This is a genomic window from Salegentibacter sp. Hel_I_6, assembly GCF_000745315.1.
In the GTDB taxonomy this organism is placed as follows: domain Bacteria; phylum Bacteroidota; class Bacteroidia; order Flavobacteriales; family Flavobacteriaceae; genus Salegentibacter.
In genome coordinates, this window is the sequence record NZ_JQNQ01000001.1 from 16,054 (window position 1) to 39,096 (window position 23,043).

At 36.1% G+C, this 23,043-nt stretch carries 15 protein-coding genes; 8 read left to right on the forward strand and 7 right to left on the reverse strand.

What is annotated here, in order from left to right; all coding sequences use genetic code 11:
- Positions 1-54: 54 nt before the first annotated feature.
- Positions 55-1,068, forward strand: a complete 1,014-nt coding sequence (locus FG27_RS00060) for a zinc-binding alcohol dehydrogenase family protein (protein ID WP_037313954.1) — start codon at positions 55-57, stop codon at positions 1,066-1,068.
- Positions 1,069-1,245: 177 nt separating this feature from the next.
- On the opposite strand, the gene FG27_RS00065 is transcribed toward FG27_RS00060, so the two are convergent.
- From FG27_RS00065 to FG27_RS00085, 5 genes are all read right to left on the reverse strand, one after another.
- Entirely contained in the window at positions 1,246-2,358 is a 1,113-nt protein-coding gene (locus tag FG27_RS00065; RefSeq protein WP_037313957.1) for an alkene reductase, read from the reverse strand.
- 114 nt (positions 2,359-2,472) lie between these two features.
- On the reverse strand, positions 2,473-3,048 hold the full coding sequence (locus FG27_RS00070) for a Crp/Fnr family transcriptional regulator (RefSeq protein ID WP_037313960.1): 576 nt from the start codon (positions 3,046-3,048) through the stop codon (positions 2,473-2,475).
- A gap of 114 nt (positions 3,049-3,162) precedes the next feature.
- Positions 3,163-5,430, reverse strand: coding sequence for a BamA/TamA family outer membrane protein (locus FG27_RS00075; RefSeq protein WP_037313963.1), 2,268 nt, complete (start codon positions 5,428-5,430; stop codon positions 3,163-3,165).
- 3 nt (positions 5,431-5,433) lie between these two features.
- Complete coding sequence (locus tag FG27_RS00080) at positions 5,434-10,419, reverse strand: translocation/assembly module TamB (RefSeq protein WP_231563205.1); 4,986 nt, start codon at positions 10,417-10,419, stop codon at positions 5,434-5,436.
- A gap of 83 nt (positions 10,420-10,502) precedes the next feature.
- Positions 10,503-11,378 carry a hypothetical protein gene (locus FG27_RS00085; protein WP_037321836.1) on the reverse strand — a complete coding sequence of 292 codons (876 nt, stop codon included), beginning with the start codon at positions 11,376-11,378 and terminating at the stop codon, positions 10,503-10,505.
- 390 nt (positions 11,379-11,768) lie between these two features.
- On the opposite strand from FG27_RS00085, the gene FG27_RS00090 reads away from it, so the two are divergent.
- Positions 11,769-12,596, forward strand: a complete 828-nt coding sequence (locus FG27_RS00090; protein ID WP_037313967.1) for an OmpA family protein — start codon at positions 11,769-11,771, stop codon at positions 12,594-12,596.
- Between the two features lie 133 nt (positions 12,597-12,729).
- A complete protein-coding gene (locus tag FG27_RS00095; protein WP_037313969.1) occupies positions 12,730-13,026 on the forward strand; it encodes a hypothetical protein in 297 nt (98 codons plus the stop codon).
- A gap of 63 nt (positions 13,027-13,089) precedes the next feature.
- Here FG27_RS00095 and FG27_RS00100 read toward each other — a convergent pair whose 3' ends face one another.
- Together FG27_RS00100 and FG27_RS00105 are read right to left on the reverse strand one after the other, a co-directional pair.
- Positions 13,090-14,481 (reverse strand): amidohydrolase family protein, encoded by a 1,392-nt coding sequence (locus FG27_RS00100; protein ID WP_037313970.1) that lies wholly within the window; start codon positions 14,479-14,481, stop codon positions 13,090-13,092.
- Positions 14,481-14,897 (reverse strand): DoxX family protein, encoded by a 417-nt coding sequence (locus tag FG27_RS00105; RefSeq protein WP_037313972.1) that lies wholly within the window; start codon positions 14,895-14,897, stop codon positions 14,481-14,483. Before FG27_RS00105 ends, FG27_RS00100 begins: the two co-directional genes overlap by 1 nt.
- A 290-nt stretch (positions 14,898-15,187) precedes the next feature.
- Between FG27_RS00105 and FG27_RS00110 the strand changes: the two genes are divergently transcribed.
- The 5 genes from FG27_RS00110 to FG27_RS00130 all read left to right on the forward strand — a co-directional run bounded on the left by FG27_RS00110 (position 15,188) and on the right by FG27_RS00130 (position 23,000).
- Entirely contained in the window at positions 15,188-15,688 is a 501-nt protein-coding gene (locus tag FG27_RS00110) for a DUF4402 domain-containing protein (protein ID WP_051935710.1), read from the forward strand.
- Positions 15,689-15,863: 175 nt separating this feature from the next.
- Positions 15,864-16,358 (forward strand): DUF4402 domain-containing protein, encoded by a 495-nt coding sequence (locus tag FG27_RS00115; RefSeq protein ID WP_037313974.1) that lies wholly within the window; start codon positions 15,864-15,866, stop codon positions 16,356-16,358.
- Between the two features lie 97 nt (positions 16,359-16,455).
- The gene (locus FG27_RS00120) at positions 16,456-16,950 is read left to right on the forward strand and encodes a DUF4402 domain-containing protein (protein WP_037313976.1); all 495 of its coding nucleotides are present in this window, start codon (positions 16,456-16,458) and stop codon (positions 16,948-16,950) included.
- Positions 16,951-17,029: 79 nt separating this feature from the next.
- Positions 17,030-17,848, forward strand: a complete 819-nt coding sequence (locus FG27_RS00125) for a molecular chaperone (RefSeq protein WP_037313979.1) — start codon at positions 17,030-17,032, stop codon at positions 17,846-17,848.
- A gap of 13 nt (positions 17,849-17,861) precedes the next feature.
- Positions 17,862-23,000, forward strand: a complete 5,139-nt coding sequence (locus FG27_RS00130) for a hypothetical protein (protein ID WP_037313982.1) — start codon at positions 17,862-17,864, stop codon at positions 22,998-23,000.
- Positions 23,001-23,043: the final 43 nt, after the last annotated feature.

The following is a 23,043-nucleotide window of genomic DNA, read 5'->3' on the forward strand; positions in this document are numbered from 1 at the left end:
CTTCAATATTTCTTAAATTGAAATTTAAATATTCTCAAATTTAAAAATCAATTTATGAAGGCCATAGGAATAAAAAAATCACTCCCAATAGATCAGGAACATAGTTTTATTGAATTCAATACTGAAGAACCAAAACCGGGCGATTCAGACCTATTGGTGCGCATTAAAGCGATTTCAGTAAATCCCGTAGATTTTAAAGTGAGGCAAAATGCCGCAAAGGATAAGGAATTAGATAAGCCGAAGATCCTTGGCTGGGATGCTGCCGGAATTGTTGAAAGAGTTGGCAATAAAGTCACCAAATTTAAACAGGGAGACGAAGTCTTTTATGCCGGCGAAATAGATAGGCCCGGTTGTAATGCTGAATTTCAATTGGTAAATGAAAATATCACCGGCCACAAACCTAAAAACCTAAGCTTTGAAGAAGCTGCAGCGCTGCCGCTTACTTCCCTCACAGCCTGGGAATGTATTTTTGAACGCTTAAAGATCGAGGAGAATTCGGGTGAAAATCAGGATATTCTAATTATTGGTGGTGCCGGTGGGGTTGGTTCTATTGCGATCCAGCTTTTAAAGAAATTAACCAAATTTAATGTGATAGCAACAGCTTCCAGAAATGAAACCGAAGAATGGTGCCGAAATATGGGAGCCGATGTGATTATAAATCATAAAAACCTGGAAGAAGAAATGAAATCTAAAGGCTATGGTCAAGTTGATTTTATCCTGAATTTTGCTGATACCGATATGCATTGGGATGCCATGGCTGAACTCATAAAACCACAGGGAAATATTTGTTCCATTGTGGAAACAAAAAATCCGGTAGATCTAAATAAACTAAAAAATAAAAGTGCGGCTTTTCACTGGGAATTAATGTTTACCCGTGCAAAATTTCAAACCCCAGATTTGCACAAACAGCACGAGATCCTTGAGAGAATTTCGAAACTTTTAGAGGAAAAAACTATTGAAACCACCCTAAATAAAACTTTCAGCGGACTTAAAGCTGAAACATTTAAAGAAGTTCACAGTTTCCAGGAATCGGGGAAATCTATTGGTAAAAATGTGATTTCGCTTTAAGGAATAAAAAAGAGGTTGTTTGGAAAGTTTTTTTTCTCGTCACCCTGAACTGGTTTCAGGGTCTAACATGTTTAAAATCATAAACAAATTAGATGCTGGAACGAGTTCAGCATGACACGTGACAAGAAAATATTAACTCCAAACAACCTCTCAAACATTGCAATTAAACAGAATCTTTTAAGCTTCCTGCTTTCTTGCTTTAGCTTCATAATCTATATAACCTTTCTTGCCAGGAACATAGAAAGTATCTGAATCCCAGTCTGAAAGTGGAATATCTTCAGCAAAACGTTCTACTAAATCTGGATTTGAAATATACGGTTTCCCAAAAGCAACTAAATCGGCATTGCCTTCTTCAATAACTTTATTTCCAGATTCTTTATCGAAACCTGCATTAATCATTAGTGTCCCATTATACATTGGGCGGTATCTTTTTGCGATTTCAGCGACTGCATGCGGCACCTCGGAAACATCGTTAAATGGCTCAGATAAATGTAAATATGCAAGATCATATTCATTTAACTTCTTAATTATATAATCGAATGTTGGGATGGTTTCTTCATCCATCGTCATTCCAAAAATACCGTGAAGTGAAGGATTCAACCTTAACCCTATTTTATTTTCTGGCATTACTTCTTTTATCGCGTCTATAGTTTCAAAAAGAATTTTAGCACGATTTTCTATACTTCCGCCATATTCATCACTTCTTTTATTAGAAGTTCCATTAAAAAACTGGTGAAATAAATAACCATTTGAAGAGTGAATTTCAATCCCATCAAAATCGGCTTCCATAGCATTCTTTGCGCCATTTTTAAAATCCTGAATAGTTCTCTTTATATCTTCAATACTCATTTCCTTTGGTGTCACCGTGTCTTTAAAACCATCAGGAGTATAAGATTGTGCTTCAGGATTTATTGCTGAAGCAGATAAAGGTAAATCACCGTTATGAAAATCTGGATGAGACATTCTTCCTACGTGCCAAAGCTGAATGAACATTCGGCCATTGGCTTCGTGTACTTTTTTATTGACCATTCTCCACCCTTCAACCTGTTCCTTAGTGAAAATTCCCGGAGTATTTACGTAGCCTACAGCTTCTTTAGAAACCTGGGAACCTTCTGTAATGATAAGTCCGGCAGAAGCTCTTTGGGTGTAATAAACATCGTGAAGTCCTTCAGTAGGTTTGTTTTCAGGATTATCGGCGCGACTTCTTGTCATTGGTGCCATCACCACTCTATTTGGAAGTTCTAATCCGTTTAAATTATATGACTTTAATAAATTTTGTTCTTTGCTCATAAATATAATAGCTTAATATTATTAATCTTTCTCTTAGCAATTTTTTCAGAGTAAAATTAGAAGAACAGAAAGAGAAATTACTTGATGTATGTTAGTAAAGCCTGTTAAATATTGTTAAGCTAGAAGCTCTTTTCTAAGCCTACTTAAGCTTTCTGGTTTTATTCCAAGGTAATTTGCGATATGGTAATTAGCGACACGTTTTTCAATTTCGGGATAGGTATAACAAAATTCAAGATAACGTTCCTTATTACTTTTTTGAAGTGAAGAAAGAATTCTACTTCTAAGAGCTACAAAAGCATTGGTAGTTTTTATTCTGAAAAAACGTTCAAATTTAGGAATTCGTTTATATAAAGTTTCCAGGGTATCACGATGAATTCCCAACAGGACGGAATCTTCTATGGCCTCAACATATAATTGCGCGGGATTATTTCCAAAGAAAGCTTCAAAATCGCTTATCCACCAATCTTCTACAGCAAATTGGATTATGTGTTTATTGCCATCTTCATCTAAATAGAAAGCCTCTAAACAGCCTTTAACCACGTAATATTCACAGTCTACAGGCTGCCCAGGTTCAATTAAATATTGTTTTTTTGAAATCCTTTTCTCAGTAAGAATTCCCGTAAATTCCAACTGTTCATCTTTAGAAAGATCGATTTTTGAAGTAACGTGGTTTAGAATTTCAGCGTGCATATTTCAATAATAAATCAAGAACCCCGGAGCAAACCCACGAGGTATGAATCAGAAAATTTTTTCATTCGAGTCATCCCTAATCATCGGGACAGAAAATCAAATCCTCGGGACGGATTAAAACGGATATCCAATAGCAAAATTAAGCACAGGATTTGCATAATCAAACTCCCAACGCTGCCCTTCTTGTAATGAAGGATCATGCACCGGGGCGGCAAGATCTACACGAATTACAAAACTCTGTATATCTACTCTCAAGCCAAAGCCTGTACCAATACCTAATTCATTCATAAAATCATTGCTGAACTCCCCTCCGTCTAAATTACTGTTTTCTCCTGTATTCCAAACATTTCCTGCATCGGCAAAAACAGCACCGTATAAATATGGGAAAAGTGGGAATCGATATTCCAGGTTTGCTTCTAAACGAACATTACCCGCTTGGTCAAAAAATGCTCCTGTATCATCTTCCGGTGTATAAGTTCCCGGGCCAAGAGAGCGCGTGTTAAAAGCTCTGACACTATAAGGCCCTCCCGCAAAATATTGCTTGGTGAATGGTAATACGGTAGAATTTCCATAAGGCAATCCATAACCAGCAAATACTCTACTGGCAATTTTAGAATCATCGCCTACTTTTAGGTGATACCTAAAATCTACATCGGCTTTAGCATATTGCGCATATTCCAAGCCTAAAAATGTTTGTGGATCTTCTTCTCCATTACCACTAACAGCATCTATTAAATTACCCGCAATATCTAAGGTAGAATTCACAAAAAACTGGTGCCGTAGATTTTGATCTATCATCCCATTATAAGTAAAAGAATAGGTTAAACCAGCAATAAATTCCTGGTTAAAACTGCTTCTTAGAAAAGCATTATCTTCTAATATCGTATCAAACTCTGCACTGGTATTTGCCAGGTTTACATAATTTAAAGAAATTGGGTTAAACTCATGAGTTATAAAGCGATTAGCCCTCCAGGTATATCCAAATCTTGCAGATATTGAGGCCAGACTGAATAACTGACTTCTTTTTAAATAATTAACTCCTAAACTGGTTCTTGTTTTTGGAATAGAATAAGAAAACCAGTCTTCGTTTATGTCTATTGGAAATAATACCCTGGGGAAAATTAGCTCCCCTTCTGCTCCAATTTGAATACTATTTAAACCAGCTTGTGTGCCACCACCTGCCTGCACTTCATATCCAAAATCTCCTGTTAGGTTTAAAATTTCACCTCCCCGGAATAAATTTCGGTTGGTATAGCTAAGCGCCAAACTTGGTCCTGTAAAACCATTAGATTTCGTGACAGCCTGTAACTCTGCCCTTACTGATCTTTTCTTTAGAGGAGATAAATAAATATTTGTCTCCAAAACCCCCAAACTATCTGTAGATAGACTGTCTATTTCTTTGTAACTAATATTAATAAATTTATAGGCTCCAATTCCTCCTAATCTTCGGGAAGTATTGCTTGAAATTTGTGGATTATATAAATCTCCTTCGTTAATAAGCACGTAAGGTTCTAAATGTTTTGGTTTAAAAAACTCTTCATCCTGGTAAAAATTCTTTTCGGCATACCTGGTGTTAGTTGAAGAACTATCGGTACCTACCTCATAATTAGGATAAACGTTTACCTCCTGAATTCTATATGGAATAATACTTTCCTGGGGGACATCTTTTTTTAATCTCAAAAACAGATCAAATTTTTTCTGATCATATTGATTGGTATCGGCCTCAAAAACCAGGAAACCACTATTAAAGTTATAATATCCCTGTCTTTTTAAATTCTGATCAATTCGCTCTCTTTCTAATTTTAAAGCTGAAAGGTCAAACCGCATTCCTTTATTTATAGGTGATTCCGGTATTTGTACCTTTATATCTTTATAAACCTGCAATGAATCTGTATCCAGTTTATAGTTTTCAAGCAAATATGGCGTAGGAACATCTGCTGTATAACCTATGCTCATTTCCTTCTTCTCTTCCTTTCTATTTACCGAGGCTATAACACTACTATAGAAAAATCCCCTATTTTCTAATCGGTTTTTAAGTAAATCTTCAGTGCGAATTGGATCTACATCGCTACCATATACGGGCTCCTCACCTATTTGCTTATTAAGAAATTTATTGATAAATCCCGGTTTCTCCCGCTGGGCTTTATAATGAAAATAAAGTCCCGGCTGCATTCCTAAAAACTTACTATTTGGCTGCGGCCTTAATACCGAATTTAATTCGGTTTCTAAACCTGATTTGTTTTTTATGGTCGTGTCACTTTTTATTTCAATGCTAGCACCGGTATAGAGCAATTCATCTTCTGGCACAAACTTTTTTACATTACAGGATTGAGCTAAAACCAAGCCTATTAAGAGTAATATATATTTAAAATAGCTTTTCATTCCTTAATTTTCTTCTTCATTATTTTCAGCTGAAGTTTCCTCTTCTTTCAAAAAGAAGTTATCCCATAGCTCCTGAAATTCATTAAATTCCCGGGTGAAAATAAAGGCAATTCCACTTACTATAAGCTGGCCGTCTATAATATTTTCAAATTCATTTCTTCGAAAACCTTTTAACCTGAAACGTCCATTTTCAGTAAGTAAATATTCAATACTCACATTACCTATCACCGGGCTTGCTTCTTCATTTGGCCTTCTATCTCCCTGCACATCTACTTCACTACCCACACTAACAATTAATCTATCGTCTAATAATTTCTTTTGCGCTTCAATATCTACCTGGGTTCGCTCTGTAGCCGAATTTCCCTGATAATCGGTGTAGCTGTCCACCCCAAAATTAAGTTCAATCCCGGTGTCTCCCAATAATTTATCAGAAAACATATTTAGTTGGTCTGAAAGTGCCTGGTTTAAATTATCTCTGGCAATTGCCAGGTTTCCGCCGGCGCTACCATCACTTCCTGAAGTGGGATAAAAACGGTTAAGTACCAGTAGCGAAAACACCTGCTTGTTTAATTCAGCTTCCTGTGAATTCAATTGCTGAATCCTTCCATAAACCTGCCCCCCGGCAGCACCTTGTTCTTCATCGGGCATTTGTAGTCCAAAAGATAATTTGGGTTGCATAAGTTCCCCATCTACATTTAGATAAACTAAAAATGGTAGTTCCCGTCTAAACTGGTTAGTACCATCCTGGGCCATAAGTGAAGACGGTGAAGTCTCTACCCGGTAAATTGCACTAACGTCCAGGCTGGCATCAAAAGGATCGCCAGACCAGGTAATACGGCTTCCTTCTGCGATTTCAAAACGTCTTTTCACCAGGTTATATAAACTCATTTCATAATGGCCACTACTCATAGTGTAAGCTCCAGAAAGGTTCATCCTACCGTTAGGATTCATTTTAAAGTCAAGATCTCCTTCTCCTTTCACCCTGAAGTTATCTCCCGTTTGCTCGTCTATAATGATATTAAATGCGGCCGATTCCTCAATTTTGATTCGTGCGCTAATATCGTACCCGGCAAGGTTTGTAGATTCTTCTTCCTCGCCCCCGGTTAAAATATCATCGGGATTTTCTCTATTTGTAAAGATCACAATTCCATCCCTTTCTTGCATCGCCAATTCTTCTTCGGGCAGTACATAAGTAAAATCGGTTTTGGAGCCTATACTAATCTCCATATCCATTTTTGGGATATTTAGATCTCCGGTTAAAGTAGCATCAGCATCAAAAACGGCTGTCCCGTAAAACAACTCATTATCCTCTTTTGAAGCATTTAAAACCTGAAAATTTCTTGCCTTAAAGCTAAGATCGAATTCGGGATTTAGATAACTTTCGGTTAGCACTTCCCCATCTACAACAAAGCTATTTGAATTCTCATCTTCTACCTTAAATTGATTAAAATAGAGACCTTCATTATCAAATTTTAAAGTTTCTGAAGGGAAAGTAAACGGGGCATTTAGCATTGCTAAATTAAATTTAGCCTCATCAAACTGAAGCTCGCCAGAATATTCGGGGTTTGCTGTATCCCCTCCTAAACTTAAATTTCCGGATAAACTGCCTTCCCCGTTAGTAATTGCACCGGCAGAAAAAGCTTCCATGGTTTTCATATTAATTCTATTAATATTCATCTCCATATTTAAAGCGGTTGTAGAATCTAAGGCTTTAAAATCTCCGGTCAAATCCAGGTCTACATTTTCGCCTTTAATGGCCATTCCCACATCATATTGAAAATCGTCTTTAGGAGTAGAGTTTAAAGTAAGTTTTCCAAGTTCAACTTCCATAGCGTGTAGATCGTTAATTTCTAAACCAGCCAAAATTCCTATTTTTTGAAGCGGATCTTCTAAAATTAAATATCCATTTAGCTGGCCTGAAGCAAGTTTTTCTTCAGGATTAAGATAATTCACTAACGAAGCCAGTCTAAAATTGCTGAATTCCAGACCTACATGATTATCATTAGAATTAGGCAAATCACTGCTTATCCTTACTTCCTGATTGTTACGATTAAGTGAGAAGTTATTTGCTGTTATATTTTCTCCAGCAATTATAATTTCGTTTTCAGGAGAAAGCGACCATTCATTTTTATTTAAAATTAGATCTTCCGGATTTATATGAAAACGAAGACTATCGCCGGGTTTGCTTATTTCTGAAGCAATATGGATCAAACGTTCTTCTCCCTGGGTCGATGTAAAATCTAAAAATAATTTATCTTCAGATAGACTCCCATTAAAATCTGTTTCCTGGATTGCCAATGGACCTGAGTTTATGGCTTTAAAACCGAGATTAAAATCAAAATTTTCAGGATCTGAATTTAAGCTGAATTCAAGACTATCAATCTCACTACCCGCATAATTTATATAGGGAAGGCTTACTAAAGCGTTTAGTTTTCGCTCTTTCTCTATAAAATCGGCTTCAATATGAATGGTGTCTAATTGCTCAAGACTCGATAAAAACACTTCATTTAAAACCGGGGCATCTATTATTGTTCCGCGAAGCTTAAGATTTACCGGTTTTTGCACGGTATCCAGTGGATCTACATCTGTAAAATAAGATTCATAGTGCCGGTTAAGCGCCCTGGAGAAATCTACAGGATCGGCATTAGATTTTAGATCCAGCTCTAATATTTTATTACTTATTTGCAAAGAAGTAGAATCGGTTCTTACAAATGCGTGTGCATTTAAATCGCCGGGGAGATAAGTGTCATCATCGTATACCACCACCGCCTTGGTAAAATCGGCATAAGTTTCATATTCTTCAGCATTTCCTTCAAACCGGGCATTTAATTTAAAACCAAGTCGAATATCCCGGGAAGACAGCCCCATTTCCTGCAATCTTATCCCTTTTAAATCCAGGTTAAGATTTGCTTTTGGCTTAACTGAATCAAGTTCAACCTGGGAGTTTAGCGCTAAATCTATATTCTCATCTTTATAACTTGAACTTATATTACCGGTTCCGTTTTCTATATCACCATTTATATTAAGATCGGTAATTTCATAATCATTGTAGGAAAAAGAATTTATGGTAGCGTCTAATTTAGCATTTAGCGTATTTACAGTGCTTCCCCTACCTGAAGTTTTAATTTCAAGATTTAAAGCGCCCAGGCTTTCATTTTGCAAAAGATTTCCAAGTTGAAGTTCTTCAGAAGTCATATTGCCCTGAAACACAATCTCCTCCTGGTTGGCAAAATTCCCTTCCAAACGAATATTACCTTCAGAAGTTTGTAAAAAGGCTTTCGTGGTAATATCTTCAGCACTACCCTTAAGATTTCCGCTTAACTGAATATTCTTCGGAATACTTATTCCAAGGTCTTTTTCGCTTACAAAGCCGGTAAGATCAAATTTTCTTGATTTTGCATTAAATCGGGGAATATTAAATCGAATATTATCGGGATCGGTGGCGTTGTAAATATTTCCGTTAGCGGAAAATGACGTGTTTTTCCAATTAAAGTTAGCCCTGGAAATAGCAATCGCAGAAAGTTTTCCGGATGCTTGAAAGTTACCAGTAACCTTATTTTTGCTTAACTCCAACATATAAGGATTGGATTTTAGATCTGGTTGAAACCTAAAAGCATCTCTAACATCTACCGAGATTGTTGGAAAATTTAATGATACTTGAGCCGATTCAGCATTATCAATTAATTCCTGGATAGAATTATATTTCAAACTCGCTTCTCCTCCTAATTGATTCTCGTTGAGTGCCAGAGCCACATTTGAAAGATCAAGTTGTGTGTTTTCAAGATTAAGGTTAAAATTCAACTTTTTCAACTTAAGCCCGGAAGCTTCCTTAAAGTTTAGTGCTGCAATTTCAGCACCGGCCTTTTCGTCTTTTAAAAATAAAATATTCGCTTTAAAATCTAGAGAGTCAATCACAACGGAATTGGGATTAAACGCTCCTTTTTTAGGAGTTGCCCCGTCTACGAAATAACTTAGTTGATTATCAGAAAGGTCAATTTTATTCACATTAACTTTCCATTCGGGCCAGGAAAAAGGTTGAGTTTCGGTAGTTGTAGTATCCTGATCCTTTTCTAAAGTTTTCATCTCAACCTTAATATCAGATTTTTGAAGAGCAATTTTATTCACTTCTATTTCCTGGTTTTTTAGATCCATAAGTGGAACTTCAGCCAAAAATTCCCTGATATCCATATCTGCTTTAATTCCATCTGGACTGGAATTATAAGTAACCTGTACATTATCCAGATTAAAATTATCTATTACCAAATATGGCATTGGTGGCGGGTCTTCATTTTCCAGCTCAGGGAAAGCTTTGTTTTGAATGTATTTTATTCTTGTATTGGAGATACTTGCATTTTCAACCCTAAAGTCCATTTCCTCAAGATTGGTCTTTTGGAATTCCAGGTTAAGCTTACCGAGGGATACTTCGGTATCTATACCCATAACATCATCTTTAAAATTTATGTCAAAATCTTTAAAGTTGATATTACCTATATTTATTTCCTGTGTTGCACTAGTATCTTGAGAAGTTTGTTCCGGAGGGGCTTGTTGTGTAGAATCTGTAGCGAAAGCTTTCATTAAAAATTCGTAATTGAAACCTTCAACCGAATCTTTTCTTACAATATTTGCCTTTAAACCTTCCCAATCCAGTTGATCTACGCTTATTGCGTTCCCCTGAATAATTGGCCAAATAGGAATATCGGCCTCCAGCGATTTTGAATAAACCAGCGTATCACCGTGTTCATCTTCCAGGTAAAGCCCATCAAGTTGGATATTTCCTGAGAAGGTGATAAAAAGTTTGTCAAGGCTGATTTCAGTATCGGTTTTACTGGAAATATTCTTTACTACCTGGTTTTTAATAATATCCTGTCCCCAGGGACTTCTTATAAAAAGCAGCAATAATATTATAAAAATAAAGAGCCCCGCAAAGAATTTTGCGAGGATCTTTAATATTCGGTATTTATTTTTTTTCGTCTTCTTTTCTTTTTCCAAATCCCGTATTCGCTAGAAATTCAAATTTATTGCATTCCATAGATATTTTAAAGTATTTAAGCCTAAGATTAAGTTAATTAAGCTTAATCTGCGCTGTTCAATTCAATATTAGGAATAGTTGAAGGGGGTACGGTATCTTCTGGTTCAGAAGACGATTCCGGAATCGGAGCATTGGTAAATAAGTGTAATTCCAGAGCTTCAACATCCTCCAGATCCAGAATTCTTATATTCACCGAAGGAAGGTCTGAGGATGATCCAGCAGTCCTTTCGGCTACACTTAAAACTTCAAAAGCTACCAAGCCCAGGTTTTCTCCTTGTAAATTACCTTCAATAGGATCGTAATTAATACTAATATCACTGTCAAAAACTACGGCAATAATTGTTTGTCCTGTTAACATTGAAAGACCGGTAGCTCGCAGTGGTACTACATCAGGAACTTCGTCTAAAAGATCATCGCTTTCATTTTGTCCAAGTCCTGGTCCAGCCTGGAGGAAATTCCTTGCACCGCTTTCTGTCGGGCCGTCATCATACCAGGAAGCAAGAATACCGGTTAAGGCAAACCAACCTTCATCTCCGGTTTGACCCGTGTAAAGCGTTATTTCTTCTCCAGGATTCGTATTAAAAAATTCGAGCACCTGACGCTGCCCAACTTCAGAAATATTATCGTTCACATCAGACTCAGAAAAATCGTTGGGTTCATTTCCATTATCAATGCTTTCTTCATCTATTAAGATAAAAACGGCCAGGGCATCTGGGTCTGGTGTCCCATTACCGTCTCCATTTCCATTTGCATTATCCTCATCGTCACCATCGTCGTCAGATCCTCCATTTATATCATCGGTAAGATCGTCGGTAACGTCATCAATATCGTCTACATCATCATCATTACTACAAGCCGATAAACTAAAGACCAATAGCAAAGAAAAAAACAATAGGTAAAAAGCTTTTAAATTTTTCATAAGTCCCCTTTTAATAATTAGCATAGAAAATTACAAAAAAATTATACTTATAATACTGATATATAGTTATTTAACTTTTTATGTTTTATATTCATTTTGAATACAAATCAGTAATAAAGTGTGCATTTTTGCCACAGTTTTTCTAAAATTCCACAAAATTTAATTTCAAAAAATTTATTCCACAGTAATTATTTTAAAAATTAAATCTATGCTTTAAAATGTGCTAAAATGCATAGTATGAGCTGCTAAAAGATACCATAACATACAAAATACTTTAAATACAGAATTGAAATAATATGCCTTGGTACGATTCTCGCCCAGTTTAGGAAAGCCTTGCAACAACCAAATCTTAAAAATAAATAACAAAGGCTTAATTTAAAAATCCGAAATATGAAAAGAACAATCGCCGTAACTGTTTTAGCTGCAACAATGCTAAGCTCATGTGTTTCTAAGAAAAAATATGTGGCATTAGAGGACGAGTTAGATGATACTCAAAGCACATTGCAAAAAACTCAGGTAGAGAAAGAAGAAATTGAAGAAAAATATGCTCGTATAGAAGAGCGAGTAGCAGACTATAATTCTAAGATCAATTCTTTACGCCAGGAGAACGATAGCAAAATGGAAATGAACGATCTTACCGTAATGTCTAACAATAATAAGGACAAAATGCGGGCTACAATTGCAAAAATGGATCAGGATAAAGTGGCAGGTGCTGAAACTTTAGAAGATTCTATTAACCTCGCAATTTCTCACAATATAAAGAACAATATTTCTGAAGGAGCTGAAGACGAGGACATAAATATTACTGTTGATGAGACTGTAGTAATGATTAATGTTTCAGATAAATTATTATTTGGAACTGGAAGTTACAGAGTTTCCAGAGATGCACAGCCACTATTGAAAAAGCTTGCTGAAGTAATTAACTCTGAGCCAGCAATGGAAGTAATGATTGAAGGTCATACTGACGATCGTACTATGGTTGAAGGTTCATACATCCAGGATAACTGGGATTTAAGTGTAAGAAGAGCAACCTCAATCGTTCGTTTGCTTCAGGATAAGTACGATGTTGCACCAGAGAAACTTATTGCAGCAGGAAGAAGTAGCTACCAGCCTTTAGTAGATAATACTAATAATGATAACCGTGCAAAAAACAGAAGAACCAGAATTGTAATTATTCCAAATCTGGATAAATTTTTCGCTATGCTGGAATCAGAATAACCAACTAAATTCCAATTATTCTAAAAGGCCTGAAAGGATTAAAATCTTTTCAGGCCTTTTTATTTAACCAGATTTTAACCTGAAATTTCCGCTATTTTTTAAGCTATTTTTTAATTTGAAGAAAAATAATATTATGAGTAAAGAAGAAAAAAAGAAGAAATATAATCCTGATATTACTGCTGAAGACAAACAAGCCTTAAATAAAAAAGGACGAAGTATGAATAAAGGTCACGATAAGCAACTGGATAGAGATAAACCTGTAGATTTTACAGCAGATAATATGGATATTCCAGGTAGCAATCAAACTTCAAAAAATGATAAAGAAAAGTTGGTTGATGAAGAAAATTATCAGTTTAATAAAAAGGGAACTTCTAAAGAAAAGAAAAACTTAGATGATATCACTGATCCTGACACAAAGCAAGATAACTGATCTCTAATAAATAATAACTTAAATAAGCCTCCCGGATAAGATATAATATTTTTAGGAGGTTTTTTATTCTATTTCTTTATTCATTTCAGTGAATCTATTTCCGGCTTTTTCTATAAGTTTTTCTAAATTTATTCCTGTCAATTTTCCATCGTACTTCAGGATTTTCCCCTTAACCATGACCAGGTCTATATTTTCTGGTAAAGCAGACTCTATTAATAAATGATACGGTTTATTACCTGTAGAAAAATTAATATCATTCTTCTTTAACAAAACCAAATCGGCACTTTTCCCCGGGGTAAGAGAGCCTGTTTCTTTTTCTATTCCAAGATTTTTGGCCGCATTAATTGTAGCCATCTTTAAAACCTCTTTTGGATTAATGTAGAATTCATCTTTAGCATTAGCATTTCCCAAATTTTGCAGCATTTTCAAGGAATCCAATAAATGCGCGTTCCCTGTCAAAGCTGTTGTATCTATTCCTACACAACAATTTATAGTAGATTCGTTAAGTTCATTTATTTTAGGCAATCCATACCCAATACGCATTTCAGAATAAGGAGTCATGGTTAAACTCGCACCGGTACTTTCCAGAAATTTAATTTCTTCAGGGGTTATGGCATTTCCGTGGATAATGTTTACATCACTGTCTAAAAGATTTTTTCTAAAAAGTGAGGCTATCTGCCCTTTTTGACCTTCGTTGGAACTTGCGTGTATGGTAACTCTCAATCCTAAATCGCGGGCACGTTTCCAGTCTTCACTTATATTCTTGTAGTTAGCATAGCGAGAACCAAGACCTAAACTTATGCTATCGTATTTTGAATCTGATTCAATTAGCTTTTTTAAGCTTTTTATTCCTTTAAAATCTTTAGGATCATCTTCCGGCATATCCCGGTAAGTACCGTAACTAACGTGGCCGCGAATACCCATTTTGGCCATAGCATCAAAACTGGCTTTTACAAATTCCCAGTTTCTCGCATTATGATTGTAATCGCTAATACAGGTTATTCCGGAATGAACCGCTTCGGCAATAGCATAAGTTGCTGCCAGTTCCATATCTGCCGGGGAATAAAGTTTAGCAAACCTTGCAGTCATTTTAAAATAACCTTCATCAGGACTATCGCCAGACATACTTCTTAATAGGGAAGTCCATAAATGCCAATGGCAATCTATAAGGCCCGGAATTAAAATCCCACCTTCCGCATCAATGACCTCTATTCCCTGCGGAATATCAATATTTTCTCCTACCTCAGAAATTTTTCCACTTTCTACCAAAAGACTACCGGAAGTGAAATCGCCAATTTCTTCATCCATGCTCAAGATTTCGGCATTTTTAATCAGAAAGGTTTCCTGTTGAAAGTCTATAGCTTTCTCTTCTGAAAATATCGCAAACGGACTGATAAAACCGCCCAGACCTATGAGTCCACTTTTCTTTAGAAATTCCCGCCGATCTTTAGACATTATTTTTTATTTAATAAAAAGTAATCTAGTGAGTATCTGCCTGCACCCGCAAAATATAAAAGAAGATATCCACTCATATATAATAAAGGTAATTCCTGTCTTCCAAAGCCATCCGTCCAATGCACAATTAGTGCTGCAACAGCCATGGTAGCTACTAAAGGTAACACGGCTAATCTGGTACCTAAACCTAGGATCACTAAAATGGAACAGATAAATTCCGCGAATACGGCAAACCCAAGAGAAAACACCATTCCAAGTCCTATAGGGTCAGCAAATTGAATTTCATCACTGGTAAAGAAGGTAATTAGTTTAGGAATCCCGTGGGTTAGCATCAATCCAGAAATAGCTAACCGAAAAAGTAATAATCCGAAATCGGTTTTTTCAAGATTTAAAATTGTAGTGTAAGTATTCTTCATACGGCTTAAAAATTAGTTTGTTTCTTTTAATGAAGGCAAAGTAAGTTTATTCTTTTAAAAACTAACAATTATCCGCTTCGAAATAGGACCATAGTGTTTAGGTTATGTCAAACTTAACTAAAATCATTAAAAAATTGATTTACAATATAGTAGATCGAAAAACCATAAATGCAAAATCCAATCCTAAAATTAAATAGTGTATTTCATCGAATTTATTTGCCTTTTGGCGATTATATGAATAAAACTTTTGTAAATTTAAACTATGATAACAATGCAGAAGCAGTTGAGCGATGATAAAAAAATTCCTTTTTCTGATTTTCACTTTATTTTTAGGGATTAATCCGCTTTTTTCCCAGGCATCTGCTACAGCAAACTTTACTGCTTCTGCCAAAATCATTCAGCCAATAGGTATCACCACTACTAATAATATGCAGTTTGCCAATATAGATGCAAAAAATGGAGGCGCTGTAATTTTAACACCGGAAAATACCAGGATTACAAATGGAGACCTGGAGTTAGCCGAAGGAGGAAATATTTCTGCAGCCACTTTTGAGGTTACCGGGCAAACCGGTTTTGCTTTTGGAATTAGCCTACCTAAAGGAAGTCATCGTTTAACCAATGGTGGAGAAAGTATGCTAATCCAGGATTTCACCACTAATTACGACGGCAGTTCGCTTGCCGGAGATGGTAAAACAATTCGTGTGGGTGCCAGCCTAATAGTTAATCCAAACCAGGAGCCAGGGGACTATAAAACAAATAGTGATTTACAGGTTACCGTGAACTACAATTGAAAATTCTTCAATAAAAACTACTATATCGTTGTAGTTTTATCATAAATTTATCCAAACGTGCATTTCAACGAGTATTTTATTTTGGTTATCGAATAGTTTTCATTTGTATAGGGGTTTACCCCCATATTTGCACTGTTAAACTTTTGAACCCAAATCAAAACTAAAAATAATCAAAATGAAAAAAATTACTTTTATCCTACTTACAAGTCTTATTTCAGCAACTGCTTTTGCACAAGTTTCCGAATCTACGGCATCTGCTACAGCTAATGCAGCCGCAGATATTGTTAGTCCAATTGCAATTGAATCTAGCCAAGATTTAAACTTCGGAAAAGTTGCTAATAATGCTGCTGGAACAGTAGTTGTTGACACAGATAGTGATGTTAGTACATCCACTTTATCGCAGATTGGATCTATCACCCCGACAGCGGCAACATTTGATGTAACCGCAGCTGATGGTTTTAGTTATTCAATTGCATTACCAGAAACTGTTGATCTTTCAAACGGAACTGAAGAAATTACAGTAGATAATTTTAATCATAATGCTGAAGGAAATACTACGGGGTCAGGAAGTGCGCAGACTGTCGGTGTAGGAGCTACTTTAAATGTTGCAGCAAATCAAGCAACTGGAAACTACACTGGAACTTTTGAGGTAACTGTCACTTACGAATAGTAAAAATCAATTATATAATATAAAAAAACGCCGCCCCTTGTGGCGGCGTTTTTTAGTTTTGACCAGTATTTGTCTAACTGCTTTTACAAAAATCTCAATGAGAAATTATCTTTTCATTATATTTTTTAGCTTGATCGGGTTTAGTGCTTTGGCGCAAAATTCGGCCTCGGCTACCGTAAATAGCAGGGCTACGGTAATAGATCCCATCCAAATTGATAAAACGGTAGACTTAGATTTTGGCAATATTATTAGTGCCTACAATCCGGGTCAGGTAATTTTATCGCCAGATGGCTCCAGGGTTGCGTACGGGGTGCAAGTCTCCAATGCTATTCCCGGGACGGTAAATCCGGCAGAAGCCATAGTTACTCACGGGAATAATAATTATTCTATTACCTTACCAGACCAATTCACTTTATATAACCAGGAGAATCCTAACCAGGTTTTAATAATAGATCGTTTTACCGTACAACCACAGCAAGGGAATATTACCGATATTATAAAGATAGGGGGAACATTAAATCTTGAAGCTAATCAGACTTCCGGATTTTATACAAATTCCTCTGGTTTTAATGTGACCGTTTCTTATAATTAAATTTAGATTTCCTTAACAGGTAAATTCTTATTCATTATCTTTGAAACCAACGAAATAACAAAAATCCAGCCCCAAGGATATGATAAAAAAACTACTTAGCCCCCTACTCCTATTTTTCATTTTTATTTTCTCAGGACTTTCAACTTACGCACAGGGTGATCTTATGATTATGCCCAAACGTTTGGTATTTGACGGTTCTGAACGTTCTCAGGAAATAAATCTCGCCAATACCGGTAGCGATACTGCCGTTTATGCAATTTCTTTTGTGAACTACAAAATGACTGAAAAAGGGAATTTTGAACAGGTAGATGAACCTGAAAATGGACAGCGTTTTGCAGAAAATTTCCTAAGATATTTCCCAAGAAGGGTTGCTTTGGCTCCTAATGAAGCTCAAACTATTCGTGTTCAATTAACAAGAACCGGGAACCTGGAACAGGGTGAATATCGCTCGCATATGTATTTTCGCGCTGTAGAAGAGCAAACTGCTCTTGGCGCCGAAGAGACTGAAGAAAGCGAAGGAATTTCTATTAATATTAAAACAGTATTCGGGATAAGTATTCCAATAATTGTTCGCGAAGGAGAATCTACTACTAACATTGATCTAACCGATTTATCCTTAAATACCGCAGGTGAGAATCCAAAGCTATCCTTAGTGATTAATCGCTCTGGAAACATGTCGGTTTACGGAAATTTAAAAGCTACTCATATTGCCAAAAACGGCACCGAAACCGAGATTGGAATGGTAAAAGGAGTTTCAGTCTATACCCCAAATTCAAAAAGAAGTTTCAGCTTTGAGCTTAGAAATGCCTCTCAAGTAGATTTGAGCCAGGGAAAACTTAAGCTCCAATATTCTGAAGATAAAGGAGAAACTTTGGCTACCAAAGAAATCGATCTTTAAGTATTTCTAGTTTATGGAAATAAAATACCCGGGGATTTCTTCTTGCCTTAAACCAGGTTTATTTCTGGTGGTTTTTTTGTTTTTCGGGTTTAACGGGGAAGCGCAGCAAATATTAAATGTAGAGCCTAACTCAAATTCAGTCTGCCAGGGAGGGGATATTAATTTTCAATTTCTTGTTCGAAATGGACAGGGAGGAACAGTTGGCTTTGATACCGAAACAATATATACCGTTCAGATTGTTTATACTTTTCAATCAGGAAATACACTGTATTATACTCCGGTTAATTCCTTTGATTTCACCAACAAACCGGGTCCTCCAAAAAGAGTTTTTGAAGAAAGAATTATTAGTCATACCATTTCTATAGGTAGAGATATACCACCAAGAAATGATTATCAACTTTTAATTACTTCTACCAATCCTGGAGTTCCAGTAAGAACTGAAGGAATTTCTGCTCAAAACTTTCAAGTTAATACTAACTCTAATATAGTTTATACCGAAACAGAATCTGGCAACAACTCCTGGATAGGTCACGTTTACGACGGAACAAACCAAAACACAACTTTTGATCAAAATTTTAATAATTATATAGGAGGATATACAGAAAATCTAAGTTTTGATCAAAGCTTTGGCGGCAACACGAACAATTTTCAGTTAGGAACCGGTAGTTGTGCTCCTTCAGTTTACACCGAAACATTTGCTGTAAAATATAGAATGAATAGCAACCTTGAGGGTTTATATGCTTTAAATATAGGTTCCGATGATGGTAGTAGGTTAAGTGTAGATGGCGAACTAATTTATAATGACTGGAGTGATCACGCTTATAGAAGTAATAATATTCTATTAAGTTTATCAGGTAATAATGAATTAATTCTGGACTATTACGAAAATAGTGGAGGAAATCGTATTAGTGTGGGACAACCACAACTTCTTATAGAAAACATTTTATCTAACAATCTCAATCAAATACTTAATTCACAAAATTCTGGCCAGGCAATCACGGGAGACGAATTTAATAATCTTCCAAACGGGATGAGTCGATTTGGTAATGGTTATCAATGGGTTTATAGTAACATGGAAAATGGAGAAACCAACGAAATCCCGGGAGCTACAAATTCAAGTTTTACTCCAAATAGAAATCTAGCCCCATTTAATACTGAAGGTACTTACTATATTTATAGAATAGCTACTCTAACCAGTAGTAATAACCGACTGGGAAATGCCTATAGGGCTAGCATTACTTCTAATCCCGCTACTGTTATAATAGAAGAACCGATCAATATTATTGAACAACCTGGAAATATTACAACGTGCCAGGGTAATCAGGTTAATTTCATTGTAAATGCTGAAGGACAAAACCTTACCTACCAATGGCAAAGAAATGATGGAGGAAGCTCAGATAATTTTTTTAATATAGAGGCCAATAGTAGTTTCCAGAATGCTAGAACTTCAAGCTTGCAGGTTAACGCGAACGAAATTTGGTTGGATAATAAGAGGTTTAGAGTTGTAATTACTGATCAAAATGGAAATTCTATTATATCCAATTCAGCTTTATTACGGGTTAATCAAAGTCCTCGAGGCGTAAATACACAGCCTACCAATCAAGTGGTATGTGCAGGAAATGATGCATCCTTTCAAACCTATACTTCAAACGATAACCGGCAATGGCAGGTTAGTGAAGATAATGGCAATTCCTGGGTCGATCTTTCTAATAATGAATTCTATCGCAATGTGAATGAGCAAAGATTAGATATCATAAATGCGCCAGTAAGTTTTGATCAGAATTTATACCGAATAAAGATCTCCAATCAAAATTGTAGCGTATTTAGTAATCCTGCGAATTTGAAAGTCTATTTAGATCCTATTACAGAACAGCCCAGCGATGTTAGTGCTGAGTTTGGCAATAATGCAGTAATTGAAGCCGGTGTAAATGGAAACAATCTCTCCTACCAATGGCAAACATTCAGCTCTAATTGGTATAATATAGATAACAATGAAAACTATAGTGGTACCAGGACAAACAGATTAGAGCTTATAAATGTTGGCTATTTTCCAATAGATGGGTCACGTTATAGATTATTAGTTACAAACGAAAATGGGTGTGTTTCTGTTTCAGATACAGCTTTTCTCAACGTAGGAGAAAATCAGTGTCCTGAAGAACCTACAGTAGATTTAAATGTACCAACCATTGTTTGCAATGGACAGGTAAATATTAATGGAAATTTTACTGGTACAGGCCCCTGGAATATCCAGGCTTCGATTAATGGACAACCATTTAACTTAAGTATAAATGAAAGGGATTTTAATTACCCAATAAATATTCAGGAATCAACTACTATTGAGATATTAAATATTACCGATGGTAATGGATGTCAAAACAATTCGCCCAACACCTCAGTATCAATTAGCCTTATTGATGAAATAGAAAATAATACAATTGCCGGAAATCAAGAATCCTGTGGCAACTTTAACCCTAATTCGCTTACAGGTTCAGACTTAGGAAACGAGTATTCTTATACCTGGGAAGCCAGTACTACGAATGCAACTTCAGGATTTAGTCCCGCCCCTGGCAATAATGATCAATCAAATTATGATCCTGGCACGTCAGATCAGACTACATGGTACCGTAGAAAAGTAAATGTTCAAAATTGTACGGAAGCTGTTTCTAATGTTGTTGAGGTAACCGTCAATTCTGAAATCACAGACAATAATATTTCACTTTTCAACGGAAATACAAATACACTTCAAGCAACAGCAAATGAAAATGGAGATGTAAATCTAGAGGCGCCAGAAGGAACAGTTTTTACTTATGTAAATTTTGCCAGCTATGGAACTCCCGTTAATAACGTCGGGAACTTTAATATTAATGAAAATTGCCACGCCAACACCAGTCAGGCTGTTACAGAATCTTATTTATTAGGAGAAAATTCGGCTACTATTCCGGCGACTAACGGTGTTTTTACCGATCCCTGTGTAGGTACCGTTAAACAACTTTATATTAGCGCGACCTATTCTGAAGCATTTTGTACAGGAATTGATCCCGGCACCGTAACCGGTACAGAAATAGCTGGAAATAATATTTCCTATACCTGGCAATTGAGTACAGATGGGCCTGCTTCCGGTTTTGCTCCGGCCCCGGGCAATAATAATCAACAACATTATAATCCAGGAATTTTATACCAGGATATTTGGTTAAAACGAATTGTAAACTCCGGTAGTTGTACTAAAGAATCCCCTGTATTATATATTCCCGTAAAGGGAAAAAACACCTGGACAGGGACCGAAAACACTAACTGGAACAATACCGCTAATTGGAGTTGCAATACTTTACCAACCCTGGAAACCGATGTCTTGATTCCAGATAATTTAGCTTCCGGAAATTATCCTGAAATAAACACCGGAGCTAACGCCTTTGCTAAAGATCTTGTCATTGAAAATAATGCTTCAGTTAAAGTAAACGATAACTGGTTACGAATAGCAGGTAATCTTAACAATAACGGAATTCTAAATACTGAAACCGGAAGTATTTCATTCCAGGGTGCTTCAGCTCAAATAATTCCTGATGCGGCTTTTCAGAATAATCGTATTAGAAATTTGAGAATCGATAATACTTCGGGAGTAACTTCAGAAGCGATAATTGAAATTACCGGCACCTTAAAGGTAGAAAACGGAAATTTCAATACCGGAGATTACCTAACATTAATTTCTAATGAAAATCAAACCGCACTTATCGACGGTACAGGTAAAGGTGAAGTTATCGGTCTGGTAAATATGCAACGATATTTAGATAGAGCCTTTGGCTATAAATATTTCAGTTCTCCGTTTCAAAATTCAGTAGTTGAGGATTTTGCTCCCTATATGGATTTTCAGGATCCTGTAACCCAATTCCCAAACTTTTATCGTTATGATGAAAACCGAAATGTTGCTATAAACGATACGGTTCGAGATGCTACAGGTTGGACAGTTTATACAAATCCTGATAATATTCTGAATATAGCAGAAGGTTATGCACTTAATTTCGGAACTTTTACTGTTGCCCAAACCATAGAATTAATAGGTGAAGTAAATAATGGGGAAATTCCAGCAAAACAGTTATCAAATAATCATCGTGACTATACCCGCGGCTTCCATCTGGTAGGAAACCCCTACCCGTCTCCAATAGATTGGAATGCTTACCAGGGATGGACAAAAACCAATATTGATGACGGTATTTATTTTTTTACTGCCAGTGATAGCGATCAGTACACCGGAACTTATACTGCCTATGTAAACAATATTTCTACCGAAAATTTAATGGTAGACGGTCGGTCTTCTAACATTATTCCTTCTATGCAGGGCTTTTTTATAAAAGTAAGCGATTCGGAAACTCAGGATTTGGTCAACGGAAGTTTTGGAATGAATAATAATGTAAGGGTTACCGATTTCGAGCAAGAATTCTTCAGAACTCAAATGCCCGATCAAAAATCGTTAATTCGATTAGAGGCAGGATTTAAGGGAGCTAATAAAAAAGATCCTATGGTGATCTATTTCTCATCTTATGCCACGCCTAATTTTGAAAAAGAAATGGATGCGCATAAATTGATGAATACCGATCCAGCGGTACCAAGTTTTTACAATTTAACCGAAGACAAAAAAGAACTCTCTATTAATGCGATTCCATTTCCTGAAACCAGGAGTTATAAAAAAATTCCTTTAGGAATTAAAGCTGAAAAAAGCGGTGAAATGAAAATAAACCTCTCAGCAATAGATAATTTAAGTCCAAATTTCAATATTTATTTAATAGATCACACCAAAAGTATTGGTCAAAACCTGAGTAGAAGACCTGAGTACACATTCAATATTAAAGAAGGAACCCATAACTCACGATTTGAATTAATGTTTTCTGAAGAAGAGGTTACAAATCCTGCAATAGCATTTAATGAACCATTTGATGTTGAAGTAAGAGATGGCGAGGTAATCGTAAAAATGAATTTAGAAGAAGGTCAGCAAGGAGTTTTACGTGCCAGCACTATGACAGGGCAAATACTTCAGGTAAAACCAGGTGGCGGTAATGATACAGTGACTTTTGAAGGAATAACCAGCGATGGGGTTTATATTATTAATCTCCAGCTTGGGAAAGCCCAACACTCTAAAAAAATAGTAATCAAAAAATAAAAAACAATATGCATAATTTCGGTTTTTTCAGAAAATATATTTG

Bases quoted from the DNA above. Each gene is read 5' to 3' on its own strand.
- FG27_RS00090 (WP_037313967.1), top strand. From the start codon at position 11,769: ATGAAAAGAACAATCGCCGTAACTGTTTTAGCTGCAACAATGCTAAGC.
- FG27_RS00125 (WP_037313979.1), top strand. From the start codon at position 17,030: ATGATAAAAAAACTACTTAGCCCCCTACTCCTATTTTTCATTTTTATT.
- FG27_RS00070 (WP_037313960.1), bottom strand. From the start codon at position 3,048: ATGCACGCTGAAATTCTAAACCACGTTACTTCAAAAATCGATCTTTCT.
- FG27_RS00115 (WP_037313974.1), top strand. From the start codon at position 15,864: ATGAAAAAAATTACTTTTATCCTACTTACAAGTCTTATTTCAGCAACT.
- FG27_RS00120 (WP_037313976.1), top strand. From the start codon at position 16,456: ATGAGAAATTATCTTTTCATTATATTTTTTAGCTTGATCGGGTTTAGT.
- FG27_RS00065 (WP_037313957.1), bottom strand. From the start codon at position 2,358: ATGAGCAAAGAACAAAATTTATTAAAGTCATATAATTTAAACGGATTA.
- FG27_RS00130 (WP_037313982.1), top strand. From the start codon at position 17,862: ATGGAAATAAAATACCCGGGGATTTCTTCTTGCCTTAAACCAGGTTTA.
- FG27_RS00085 (WP_037321836.1), bottom strand. From the start codon at position 11,378: ATGAAAAATTTAAAAGCTTTTTACCTATTGTTTTTTTCTTTGCTATTG.
- FG27_RS00075 (WP_037313963.1), bottom strand. From the start codon at position 5,430: ATGAAAAGCTATTTTAAATATATATTACTCTTAATAGGCTTGGTTTTA.
- FG27_RS00110 (WP_051935710.1), top strand. From the start codon at position 15,188: ATGATAAAAAAATTCCTTTTTCTGATTTTCACTTTATTTTTAGGGATT.
- FG27_RS00060 (WP_037313954.1), top strand. From the start codon at position 55: ATGAAGGCCATAGGAATAAAAAAATCACTCCCAATAGATCAGGAACAT.
- FG27_RS00100 (WP_037313970.1), bottom strand. From the start codon at position 14,481: ATGTCTAAAGATCGGCGGGAATTTCTAAAGAAAAGTGGACTCATAGGT.
- FG27_RS00095 (WP_037313969.1), top strand. From the start codon at position 12,730: ATGAGTAAAGAAGAAAAAAAGAAGAAATATAATCCTGATATTACTGCT.
- FG27_RS00105 (WP_037313972.1), bottom strand. From the start codon at position 14,897: ATGAAGAATACTTACACTACAATTTTAAATCTTGAAAAAACCGATTTC.